Source organism: Burkholderia singularis (assembly GCF_900176645.1).
Classification (GTDB): Bacteria; Pseudomonadota; Gammaproteobacteria; order Burkholderiales; family Burkholderiaceae; genus Burkholderia; species Burkholderia singularis.
Genome location: NZ_FXAN01000037.1, coordinates 91,526 through 102,663 on the forward strand (window position 1 = coordinate 91,526; position 11,138 = coordinate 102,663).

At 65.7% G+C, this 11,138-nt stretch carries 10 protein-coding genes and 2 pseudogenes; 7 read left to right on the top strand and 5 right to left on the bottom strand.

Annotated elements, in window-relative coordinates:
* The first annotated feature begins 154 nt into the window (after positions 1–154).
* A complete protein-coding gene (locus tag BSIN_RS05430) occupies positions 155–2,233 on the top strand; it encodes a carbon starvation CstA family protein (RefSeq protein ID WP_089339753.1) in 2,079 nt (692 codons plus the stop codon).
* Positions 2,234–2,251: 18 nt separating this feature from the next.
* On the top strand, positions 2,252–2,458 hold the full coding sequence (locus BSIN_RS05435) for a YbdD/YjiX family protein (protein WP_059512581.1): 207 nt from the start codon (positions 2,252–2,254) through the stop codon (positions 2,456–2,458).
* A gap of 36 nt (positions 2,459–2,494) precedes the next feature.
* Here the strand turns inward: BSIN_RS05435 and BSIN_RS05440 are convergent, their stop codons facing one another.
* The 5 genes from BSIN_RS05440 to ispH form a co-directional block, all read right to left on the bottom strand.
* Positions 2,495–2,863, bottom strand: coding sequence for an XRE family transcriptional regulator (locus BSIN_RS05440; RefSeq protein WP_231936052.1), 369 nt, complete (start codon positions 2,861–2,863; stop codon positions 2,495–2,497).
* 303 nt (positions 2,864–3,166) lie between these two features.
* Entirely contained in the window at positions 3,167–4,525 is a 1,359-nt protein-coding gene (locus tag BSIN_RS05445; RefSeq protein WP_089339754.1) for an aspartate aminotransferase family protein, read from the bottom strand.
* 216 nt (positions 4,526–4,741) lie between these two features.
* A complete protein-coding gene (locus BSIN_RS05450) occupies positions 4,742–5,095 on the bottom strand; it encodes a DOPA 4,5-dioxygenase family protein (RefSeq protein ID WP_069236325.1) in 354 nt (117 codons plus the stop codon).
* Between the two features lie 244 nt (positions 5,096–5,339).
* Positions 5,340–6,500: an adenosyl-hopene transferase HpnH gene (gene hpnH, locus BSIN_RS05455; protein ID WP_059512586.1), complete on the bottom strand. Its 1,161-nt coding sequence runs from the start codon at positions 6,498–6,500 to the stop codon at positions 5,340–5,342.
* Positions 6,501–6,511: 11 nt separating this feature from the next.
* On the bottom strand, positions 6,512–7,453 hold the full coding sequence (gene ispH, locus BSIN_RS05460) for a 4-hydroxy-3-methylbut-2-enyl diphosphate reductase (protein ID WP_059512589.1): 942 nt from the start codon (positions 7,451–7,453) through the stop codon (positions 6,512–6,514).
* 387 nt (positions 7,454–7,840) lie between these two features.
* Here ispH and BSIN_RS05465 point away from each other — a divergent pair.
* The 5 genes and pseudogenes from BSIN_RS05465 to BSIN_RS05485 form a co-directional block, all read left to right on the top strand.
* Positions 7,841–8,194: pseudogene (locus tag BSIN_RS05465) on the top strand (glycosyltransferase); the annotation flags it as partial.
* 68 nt (positions 8,195–8,262) lie between these two features.
* A complete protein-coding gene (locus BSIN_RS05470) occupies positions 8,263–8,511 on the top strand; it encodes an MbtH family protein (RefSeq protein WP_059518310.1) in 249 nt (82 codons plus the stop codon).
* Between the two features lie 60 nt (positions 8,512–8,571).
* Positions 8,572–9,591 carry a TauD/TfdA family dioxygenase gene (locus tag BSIN_RS05475; protein WP_089339755.1) on the top strand — a complete coding sequence of 340 codons (1,020 nt, stop codon included), beginning with the start codon at positions 8,572–8,574 and terminating at the stop codon, positions 9,589–9,591.
* Between the two features lie 32 nt (positions 9,592–9,623).
* A pseudogene (locus BSIN_RS05480) lies at positions 9,624–10,475 on the top strand (ABC transporter ATP-binding protein); the annotation flags it as partial.
* 200 nt (positions 10,476–10,675) lie between these two features.
* On the top strand, positions 10,676–11,138 hold a 463-nt coding region (locus BSIN_RS05485), incomplete at its 3' end, for an iron chelate uptake ABC transporter family permease subunit (protein ID WP_143757347.1).

The window sequence follows — 11,138 nt, forward strand, 5'->3', positions numbered from 1 at the left end:
ACGTAGTTGTTCGCTTGTTAGGTTCGCGTCAAAGGCGAACAATATCGAGCCATCGCTTGGCGCTCGCGGGGCGTGAGGCTTGCCGCCGTTTCGGGCGGTCGCCCGCTGCGGGTTGCCCCCGCGCCTATTTCGATAAATAAAGACAGGAGACACCATGAATCGGGCTTCCAGCTACTTGATCTGGATCGCGGTCGCGCTCATCGGCGCATTCGCGTTCGGCACGATCGCGCTCGCGCACGGCGAGCGGGTCAGCGCGCTATGGATCGTGATCGCCGCCGTCTGCGTGTACTTGATCGCATACCGCTTCTACAGCCGCTTCATCGCGAGCAAGGTCGTGCAGCTCGACGGCCTGCGAATGACGCCCGCCGTCAAGTACAACGACGGCCTCGACTACATACCGACCAACAAGTACGTGCTGTTCGGCCACCATTTCGCAGCGATCGCAGGCGCCGGACCGCTCGTCGGCCCCGTGCTTGCCGCGCAGATGGGTTATACGCCGGGAATGTTGTGGATTCTCGCGGGCGTCGTGTTCGCGGGCGCGGTGCAGGATTTCATCGTGCTGTTCATCTCGTCGCGCCGCGACGGCCGCTCGCTCGGCGATCTCGTCAAGATGGAGCTGGGCACGGTGCCCGGCGTGATCGCGCTGTTCGGCGCGTTCCTGATCATGGTGATCATTCTCGCGGTGCTCGCGCTGATCGTCGTGAAGGCGCTGACGAACTCGCCGTGGGGCACGTTCACCGTCGCCGCGACGATCCCGATCGCGCTGTTCATGGGCGTCTACACGCGCTTCATCCGGCCCGGGCGGATCGGCGAAGTGTCGATCATCGGCTTCGTGCTGCTGATGGCGTCGATCGCCTACGGCCAGCACGTGCACGATTCGGCGGCGCTCGCCGCGTGGTTCACGTTCAGCGGCACGCAGCTCACGTGGATCTTGATCGGCTACGGCTTTGTCGCATCGGTGCTGCCGGTGTGGCTGCTGCTCGCGCCGCGCGATTATCTGTCGACGTTCCTGAAGATCGGTACGATCGCCGGCCTCGCGATCGGCATTCTGATCGTCGCGCCGGAGCTGAAGATGCCGGCGCTGACGAAGTTCGTCGACGGCAGCGGGCCGGTGTGGGCCGGCAATCTGTTCCCGTTCCTGTTCATCACGATCGCCTGCGGTGCGGTGTCGGGCTTTCATTCGCTGATTTCATCGGGCACCACGCCCAAGCTGCTCGACAACGAAACCAACGCGCGGCTGATCGGCTACGGCGCGATGCTGATGGAATCGTTCGTCGCGATCATGGCGCTCGTGGCCGCATGCGTGATCGAGCCGGGGATCTATTTCGCGATGAACTCGCCGGCGGCGCTGCTCGGCACCACGCCCGAAGCCGTGGCGCAGACCGTCACGCAATGGGGCTTCGTGCTGACGCCCGAGATGCTGACCGAAACCGCGAAGGCAGTCGGCGAGACGACGATCGTCGCGCGCGCGGGCGGCGCGCCGACGTTGGCGGTCGGCATGGCGCACATCCTGCATCAGGTGATCGGCGGGCAGGCGATGATGGCGTTCTGGTATCACTTCGCGATCTTGTTCGAGGCGTTGTTCATCCTGACCGCGGTCGACGCGGGCACGCGCGCGGGCCGCTTCATGCTGCAGGATTTGCTTGGCACGTTCCATCCGGCGTTGAAGCGCACCGAGTCGCTGCCGGCGAACCTGGTCGCGACGGCGCTGTGCGTGGCCGCATGGGGTTATTTCCTGTATCAGGGCGTGGTCGATCCGCTCGGCGGCATCAATACGCTGTGGCCGCTGTTCGGCATCTCGAATCAGATGCTTGCGGCGATTGCGCTCGTGCTCGGCACCGTCGTGCTGTTCAAGATGAAGCGCGAGTGCTACGCATGGGTCACGATCGTGCCTGCCGTGTGGCTGCTGATCTGTACGCTGACGGCCGGCTGGCAGAAGGTGTTCGACGCGAATCCGAAGGTCGGCTTCGTCGCGCACGCGGCGAAGCTGCAAGCGGCGGCGGCCGACGGCAAGGTACTGGCGCCGGCGAAGTCGCTGGCGCAGATGCAGCGGATCATCTTCAACGACTATGTCGATGCGGCGCTGGCCGGGCTTTTCATCTTTGTCGTGTTGAGCATCGCGGTGTACGGCGTGATCGCCGTGGTGCGCGCGCGGCGCATCGCGCAGCCGAGTTCGCGCGAGACGCCGTTCGAGCCGATGCCCGTCGCGCAGGCGCTCGGCAGCGGCCGTTGACCGTCAGCGGAGAAAGCGATGTTTTCTGATCTCAGCGGCGAATTGCGCACCGCCGGGCGTTATCTCGGGCAGGCGTTGCGGCTGATGGTCGGCTTGCCCGACTACGACGGATACGTCGCGCATATGCGTGCGACGCATCCCGACCGGCCGGTGATGTCATACGAGGAATTTTTCCGCGAACGGCAGAACGCGCGGTATGGGGCGGGGGCGGGCAAGTGCTGTTGACGGCGCCCGCCGCGCGGCGGGCGGCGCAGCGATGCGTCAATCGTCGCGCGGCTTCGGCGGACCGTCGTACAGCCGGTCGACCAGTTCTTCCATCATGTGACGATCATTTGGCGACAGCGATTCGATTTTGGTCGCAAGCTCGATCGTTTCCTGTTGCAGCGGGTATTTCGTGTCGCGCGACCCGGCCTGTGGGTTCGCGGCGGACGGCGACGGGCCGTAGCGCAGCCAATGCTCGTCGACCTTCAGCCACTCGACGAGCGTTGCCATGTTTTCCGATTTCGGAATGACGGTGCCGTTCAGCCATTTGTAGATGGCCTGATTTGAAACCGGCTCGCCGTGATGGCGAAACTGGAATTCCAGAATGAATTCCTTCGGACGCAAAGCTCTTCCGACGGTGTTTTTCACCGCGTGTTTCAGGCGTTTCGAGAACGCGATACTTTTTTCGCTTTTGGGCTTTGGCATGGCCGCATTGTGTTGCGGCACGCGATAAAAGTGGTCAACTCATAAAGATAAAAAAATCTCAAATAAGATAAATTTGTCCTGATGAAGCGTTGGGCGGCGCGGCATAGGAAATCATTTTCTGCCGCTTAATGGCTTGTATTTTCCGGATTTTTTACGATTCTGTAGCGTGACCGGCATTTTATTTGCGATATTGAAATAACTCATAAAAGATAAGGCGGCGCGTTTCGCGCCGCCTTATACGAACGCTCAGACCATTTCTCCGACGCACGCATCGAATGCGGCGATCAGCCGGTCGACATCGTCGGCCGTCGTTTCCGGGCACACGAGCATCATGTTGTGGAACGGCGTGATCAGAATGCCGCGATTGAGCAGATACAGATGCACGATGTGTTCAAGCTCGCCGTCGAGTTGTGCGCCGGCGATCGTGCCGTTGCGCGGCGGCGTCGGTGCGAACTGGAATTCGGTGCGCGCGCCGATCCGCGTCACGCACCACGGCAGCCCGCGTCGCGCGATGACCTGCTCGAGCCCGCCCGAAAGGTGCGCGGCCAAGCCAAACATATGGGCGTATGCATCGTCGGTCATCACGTCGGCGAGCGTCGCGCGGATGGCGTGCATCGCGAGCATGTTCGCGGTCAACGTCGTGCCGATACCCGAATGGCCGGGCGGCGCGCTCGCCTTGGCCTGCTGCGCGCGCGCTGCCACTTCGGCGCTGAAGCCGTATACCGCGCACGGCACGCCGCCGCCGATCGGCTTGCCGATGATCAGCACGTCCGGCTCCAGTCCGTGTGCGGCCGCGTAGCCGCTCGGCCCGCTACTGATCGTATGGGTTTCGTCGATCGCGAGCAGGGTGCCGTGGCGGCGCGTGATCTCGCGCGCCTGCCGCCAATAGTCCGGCTCCGGCAGCACCATGCCGATGTTCGTCATTGCCGGCTCGGCGAGCACGCATGCGACGTCGCCTTGCGCAAGCGCGGCGTCGAGTGCCGCCGGATCGTTGAATTCCACCACGCGTGTATATGCGAGCAGATCGTGCGCCTGGCCGAGCAGGCTATCGCGCTGCATGGGCCGTCCGTCGGCCAGATCGACGAACACGTCGTCGACCGTGCCGTGATAGCAGCCGTTGAACACGACGATGTGCCGGCGCCCGGTTGCCGCGCGCGCCCAGCGCAGCACGAAGCGGTTCGCATCGCTCGCGCTCAGCGCGAATTGCCAGTACGGCAGCTTGAAACGGCGCGCAAGCTCCGCGCCGACCCACGCGGCATCGCTGCTCGGCAGCATGGTCGTGTAGCCGCGGGCTGCCTGTTCGGCGAGCGCGCGCGCGACAGGCTCGGGCGCGTGGCCGAACATCGCTCCGGTATCGCCCAGGCAGAAATCGACGTAGCGATGCCCGTCGACGTCGGTGAAATGCGCGCCGCGCGCGTGATCGACATAAAGAGAGAACGGCGTCGACCAGTCGCGCATCCAGTGCAGCGGCACGCCGAACATCAGGTGCTGCGCCGCCGCGGCGGATAGCGCACGCGATTTCGGCATCGCACGTTCGAACGCGTCGCACTCGCGGGCGAGCAGTGCGCGGGCGCGGGGCAGGTTGACTCCGTGGCGGGTCTCCAAGTGACGCTCCTTATCGAAGAAAACGGGATCGCGAAACGATTCCGAAAGCTTCGCATATCCGCCGGTGCCGGTCGACCCTTGTAATGACGCCGATGCCGTGCGATGCCGCCGGGTGCGGGGCTCGACGGCCGGCAGGCGCGCTCGCGAGCGGGGGCGCGCACGTCAGCACATCGGCACATCAACACGGTGGAGATTGCCGCGCGTCTCCGTCTCGAGCTACCCGCCGAGCGCCGCGAGATTCAACGTATGCGCGTGCCCGATCCATACCGCCGCGTCGCGATGGTCGCGCAATTCGTCGCCGGTGTTTGGGTGCAGGAAAATATCGAGCGAGCCGTGATTGACGACGAGCCACGGCACGATATCGGCAAAGCGCGCCGGGCTGAACGCGATCTGATACGACCACGCGGGATGCGGCCCGACCAGGCGTTCGTGGAAGCGACCAAGCTCGACGAGCGCGCCGAAACGCTGCTCGACGATCTGCCGGAATGCCCAGGCGGCGTCGCGGCTGGCCGCATCGAAGTAGACGTGCGCGTGCCAGCTTTCGATCGTGGCTTCGTCGATGAATTGCATTGCCGTACTCGATGTGAATGGAAAAGGGTGCCGCTGCTGTATGCCGCGCTCAATGTCGTGTTGTCCGCGCCGACACGGCATCATTATCGCGCGGGGCGGCAATCGATGCAGGCGGGCGGGCAAGGGCGGCATGGCGGCTGGTGTCGAGTTAAAAAAAGCGCCATGACGCTGTCATGGCGCTTTTTCGACGAAGACCGCGCGGGCCGCGCGGCCGCGGCGGCCATACGCGCGCCGCGAATGCGGCTTATGCCGTCGCGGTCGACTTTGCCGATTTCTGCAGCTTGCCTTTACCTGCGCGCTGAATTTCCTCGAGCTTGATTTCGACATGGCGCGAGAACACATACTCAGCCGGACGCTGCTTGTCGATCGGAATGTCCGGCGCGAACGGGCCGTCGGTCTTGATGCCGTTGCGGCTGACGCGCAGCGCCTTCAGCGGATGCGCGATCGTGTCCATCACGGCGGTTGCCTCGAAGCCGCAGTGGACCATGCAGTCCGCGCACTTCTCGTAGTTGCCGACGCCGTAGTTGTCCCAGTCGGTGGTTTCCATCAGTTCCTTGAAGGTCTTCACGTAACCTTCACCGACCAGATAGCACGGCTTCTGCCAGCCGAACACGGTGCGCGCCGGGTTGCCCCACGGCGTGCACTTGTATGTCTGATTGCCGGCGAGGAAATCGAGGAACAGCGACGATTGGCTGAACGACCAGCGCTTGCCGCCTTCGCCGCGCTTCAGGATTTCGCGGAACAGGTTCTTCGTCTTGTCGCGGTTCAGGAAGTGCTGCTGGTCCGGCGCGCGCTCGTAAGCGTAACCGGGCGACACGGTGATGCCGTCGACGCCGATCGGCTTGAGCGTGTCGAAAAACTTCGCAACGCGCTCGGGGATCGCATCGTTGAACAGCGTGCAATTGATATTCACGCGGAAGCCGCGGCGCTTGGCTTCCTTGATTGCCGCGACGGCCTTGTCGTACACGCCTTCCTGCGACACCGAGTGATCGTGCATGTCCTTGTCGCCGTCGAGGTGGACCGACCAGACGAAGTACGGGCTCGGCTGGTAGTCGTCCATCTTCTTTTCCATCAGCAGCGCGTTCGTGCACAGGTACACGAACTTCTTGCGCTTCATGATGCCCTTGACGATTTCCGGCATGTCCTTGTGCAGCAGCGGCTCGCCGCCCGCGATCGAGACGACGGGCGCGCCGCATTCGTCGACCGCCTGCAGGCATTCGTCGATCGACAGACGCTGGTTCAGAATCGGATCGGGGTAGTCGATCTTGCCGCAGCCGTTGCACGCGAGGTTGCAGCGGAACAGCGGCTCGAGCATCAGCGCGAGCGGATAGCGTTTGTTGCCGGACAGGTGTTGGCGCACGATGTATGCACCGACGCGGACTTGCTGGAGCAGCGGAATAGACAAGGGTGTCCTCCTTAAACTTCGCGGGCGACAGCTTGCATGAGCTTCGCCGGCAACTTGAATTCGACTTTTTCCTCGCGGCCTTCCATCGTCGCGACTTCGACGGGCCCGAGCGCACGCAGCGCGGCGATCACGTCGTCGACCATTTCCTCGGGCGCCGATGCGCCCGCGGTGAGGCCGACCGTGCGCGCGCCTTCGAACCATTCGGCGCGAATTTCCGAGCCGTCCGCGACGAGATAGCTCGGCACGCCGCTTTCGGTGCCGATCTCGCGCAGCCGGTTCGAGTTCGAGCTGTTCGTCGCGCCGACGACGAGCAGCACGTCGACCTGCGCGCTCAACTCGCGCACGGCCGCTTGACGGTTCTGCGTCGCATAGCAGATGTCGCGCGTGTCCGGGCCGACGATATCGGTGAATTTGCGCATCAGCGCCTCGATGATGCCGCGCGTGTCATCGACCGACAGCGTCGTTTGCGTGACGTAGGCGACGGGCGTGTCGGCGGGCAGCGTCAGCGTGCCGACCTCGGCCTCGCTTTGCACGAGGATCACCTCGCCCGGAATCTGGCCGATCGTGCCTTCAACCTCCGGATGGCCGGCATGCCCGATCAGGATCAGCCGGCGGCCCGCCGCGACATATTGGCGGCCCTGTACGTGCACTTTCGTGACGAGCGGGCAGGTGGCGTCCAGCACGTCGAGGCCGCGGGCTTGCGCGTCCTTCTCGACGGTCTGGGCCACGCCGTGCGCGCTGAAGATCGCGACGGCACCGTGCGGCACTTCGTCGAGTTCTTCAACGAATCGCGCCCCTTTATTTCTTAGATTTTCGACGACGTGCCGGTTATGGACGATCTCGTGACGTACATAAACCGGCGCACCGTGCTGTTGCAGCGCGCGCTCGACGATCTCGATCGCACGGACAACCCCCGCACAAAAGCCGCGGGGCTGGGCAAGGATGACTCGCATAGATAGGCGAACTCCGACGACTGACGCGGGGTGCGAGAAGGCCGGCACGCCAGCCAGATCGCCCCAACTTTGGATGTTATGAATGCGGGAAACGAGCCCGGCACCCCGAAGTAATCGCGCATTTTAACCTTATCGGCTCCACCTTGCTTTAACGTTCCCGACAATGTGGCAATTGGCACAACACCCGAGTCCGGCGCCCGCGCGAGCCAAACCCAGTAAACTAAGCGGTTCCATCGAATCTTTCGGTTGCTTGACCGGCTCGCGCATATCGAAAGGCATTGAAAAGAAAAGGCTGATTTGCATGAAGATCGAACGTAACGGGGCGCCGGCGGGGCGGCGCGGTGCCAACGCCGTCCGGCCGGGCGGCGCACCGGTAGGGGGGCGCGCATGACGCTCGTGGCCGTGTTTCTGCTGTCCTGTTTGTCGCTCGTGATCTGGCTCGTGCTGCTGTTCGCGCGCGGCGGTTTCTGGCGCGCCCGTCCGGCGCGGCCCCTGCCGCCCGACGCGGCGCCGTCCGATTGGCCGGCGGTGGCTGCCGTCGTGCCCGCGCGCAACGAAGCCGACGTGATCGGCGAGGCTGTTACGTCGCTCATCGGGCAGCAATATCCCGGGCCGTTCCACCTGATCGTCGTCGACGATCACAGCACCGACGGCACGGCGGCGGCCGCGCGCGCCGCCGGTAAAAAAATGCGCGCGCGATTCGTCTATCGAGTACACGCATTGCGCGTTCGCGCCGCGCGCGGCGGGTTCGCCCGCCGCATCGCCCGCGCCGCGCACCGCTTTCCGAATTTTTCAAGCGAGTCCTGATCATGACGCAAGCACAATCTTCCTCCCGCGCGCCCGACGGCACGGCCGCCGACGAAGTCGTCTACACGGTCGTCATCAACGACGAAGAGCAGTATTCGATCTGGCCGACGTTTCGCGAGGTGCCGGCCGGCTGGCGCGAGATCGGCGTGCGCGGGCCGAAGGCCGACTGTCTCGCGCATATCGACGCCGTGTGGACCGATATGCGCCCCGCGAGCCTGCGCCGCCACCTCGACGCCGCGAACGCGGCGTGACGCCTGGCGCGCCGCGCCGTTTTTCGCGCGCCATTGCCATCCATCGCGGGAGGATTCCGAATGTCCGAGCTTTCGATTGTTGATGAGGCCGTGCGCCCGACGCTGGACGATCTGCGCGTCGAGCCGGGGCTGCCGAGCGTCGTATCGCCGCGCGCCGGCGCGGATCTGACGCTCGACGCAGCCGCGCCGCTGTTGCGCGAGATCGCGAACGACGTTGTCGAGCGCGCGGGCGGCGTGTTGTTCACCGGCTTTCGCGTCGCGTCGATCGAGACGTTTCAACGCTTTGCGGCCGGCTTCGGCGATCCGCTGATCGGCTACGAATTCGCGTCGACGCCGCGCAGCCAAGTCGAGGGCGCGGTTTACACGTCCACCGAGTATCCGCCGCACCGGTCGATTCCGCTGCACAACGAGCAGTCGTATACGCGCGAGTGGCCGATGCGCATCTGGTTCCACTGCGCGCTGGCCGCGCGCTCGGGCGGCGCGACGCCGATCGCCGACAGCCGCGCGATCCATCGCGCGCTCGATCCGGCGCTCGTCGCGCGTTTTGCGTCGCGCGAACTGCTGTATGTGCGCAATTTCGGGCAGGGGCTCGATCTGCCGTGGCCGCAAGCGTTCGGCACCGGCGATCCGCGCGAGGTCGAGTGCATCTGCGCGGCGCGCGGGATCGAGTGCGAATGGCGCGACGGCGAGGACGGCGAGCCGCTGCTGCGCACGCGCGAGCGTTGCCAGGCGGTCGCGCGGCACCCGCGCACGGGCGAGACGGTGTGGTTCAACCAGGCGCATCTCTTTCACCTGTCCGCGCTCGACGACGATATGCAGGAAGCGCTCGTCGACGCGGTGGGCATCGAGAACGTGCCGCGCAATGTCTACTATGGCGACGGCACGCCGCTGGAGGCGAGCGCGCTCGACGAGATCCGCGGTGTGCTCGACGGGCAGCGGATCGTGTTTCCATGGTGCACCGGCGACGTGCTGATGCTCGACAACATGCTGAGCGCGCACGCGCGCGATCCGTTCGATGGGCCACGCAAGGTGGTGGTGGCGATGGCGCAAAGCCATCGAGACGCAAGCCATGGTGAGTAAACAGCTAGCGGATGTGGGCGGATGATCCAATCATGACGAAGACTGCGGCGGCGCTCACGGCGCGGGCGTTGCGTGTCGGCTACCGGGACCGGCTGGTGCTCGACGGCCTCGATCTGACGATCGCGGCGGGGCGTGTGACCGCGCTGTGCGGGCCGAACGGCTGCGGCAAGAGCACGTTGCTGCGCACGCTTGCCGGGTTGCAGCCGGCGCTGTCGGGCGCAATCGACGTGGACGGCGCGCCGCTCGGGTCGTACCGGCGGCGCGCGCTTGCACGCAAGCTGACGATGCTCGCGCAGTTCAACCAGATTCCCGCCGGGCTCACGGTGCGCGAGCTGGTCGCCTATGGCCGTTACGCGCACGGCGGCTGGCTGCGCGGGCTGTCGCGCGCCGATTGCGATGCGATCGATGCGGCGCTTGCCGCGACCGGCTTTGCCGGCGATGCGTCGCGCGACGTCGCGGCATTATCGGGCGGCGAGCGGCAGCGCGCGTGGATCGCGATGGCGCTCGCGCAGCAGGCGCCGATCGTGCTGCTCGACGAGCCCACCACGTATCTCGACATCCATCATCAACTCGACATTCTGCGGGAGCTGCGGCGTCTGAACCGCGAGCGCGGGCTGACGATCGTCTGGGTGTTGCACGATCTGAACCAGGCGGCCGCATACAGCGACGAAATCGTGCTGATGCGCGCTGGGCGGATCGTCGCGCAGGGCACGCCTGATGCGATGCTCGAGCCGCATCACTTGCAGGCGGCGTTCGGCGTGACGATGCTCAAGACCGCGCATCCGCTGACGGGCGCGCCGATGTGCGTGCCCGCGTATGAAGGCGTGATCGATGCCGGCGCGGCGGCGCACGGCGGCGGCGAGCGGCCGGGCCCGGCAGGCGCGCCGCGCGGTTGCGGTACGCAGGCCGAGACGCCGGATGCTTGCGGCGAGCCGGGCATGGCGGGCTCGCCCGGGCCATATCGCGCGCAAGATGCGTGCGCCGCATCGCATCCGCACGGCGCCCCGGCTGCCTCGGCAGCCGGGGCAGCATTCGGCACGCATGTGCCGGCCCCGGCTCCGTCGTCGCAGCGGGATCTCGCCGCATGACGACACTCGCCATGCGCAAGCGCTCGCGCCGCGATGCGCGCACCGTTGACGCCAGGTCCCGCGCGATCGCGACGAGCCGGGTCGGCGCGATCGCAGCCGCACTGACCGCGTTCATCGCGCTCGTTGCCGTGTCGCGGCTCGCGCCGCAGTGGCGCGCATGGCTGACTGCGCCGGCAGGCAGCGATGCCGCGCAACTCGCGCATATCATGTTGTTCGATCTGAACGCGCCGCGTGTGGTTGCGGCGCTCGTCGCGGGCGGCTGCCTCGCGGTCGCGGGCGCGCTGTTCCAGGCGCTCACGCGCAATCCGCTCGCCGCGCCCGACTTGCTCGGCATCACGGGTGGCGCCCAGCTCGGCTTGATTGTCGCGATGCTCGTGCCGGCGCTCGGCGGCCATGCATCGGTGCCGCTGCTGTTCGCGTGCGGGATTGCCGCGGCCGTCTGCGTGTCGGCCGCGGCGG

Coding starts and splice junctions, on each gene's coding strand:
- BSIN_RS05430 (WP_089339753.1), top strand. CDS start 155: ATGAATCGGGCTTCCAGCTACTTGATCTGGATCGCGGTCGCGCTCATC.
- BSIN_RS05435 (WP_059512581.1), top strand. CDS start 2,252: ATGTTTTCTGATCTCAGCGGCGAATTGCGCACCGCCGGGCGTTATCTC.
- BSIN_RS05450 (WP_069236325.1), bottom strand. CDS start 5,095: ATGCAATTCATCGACGAAGCCACGATCGAAAGCTGGCACGCGCACGTC.
- ispH (WP_059512589.1), bottom strand. CDS start 7,453: ATGCGAGTCATCCTTGCCCAGCCCCGCGGCTTTTGTGCGGGGGTTGTC.
- BSIN_RS05470 (WP_059518310.1), top strand. CDS start 8,263: ATGACGCAAGCACAATCTTCCTCCCGCGCGCCCGACGGCACGGCCGCC.
- BSIN_RS05475 (WP_089339755.1), top strand. CDS start 8,572: ATGTCCGAGCTTTCGATTGTTGATGAGGCCGTGCGCCCGACGCTGGAC.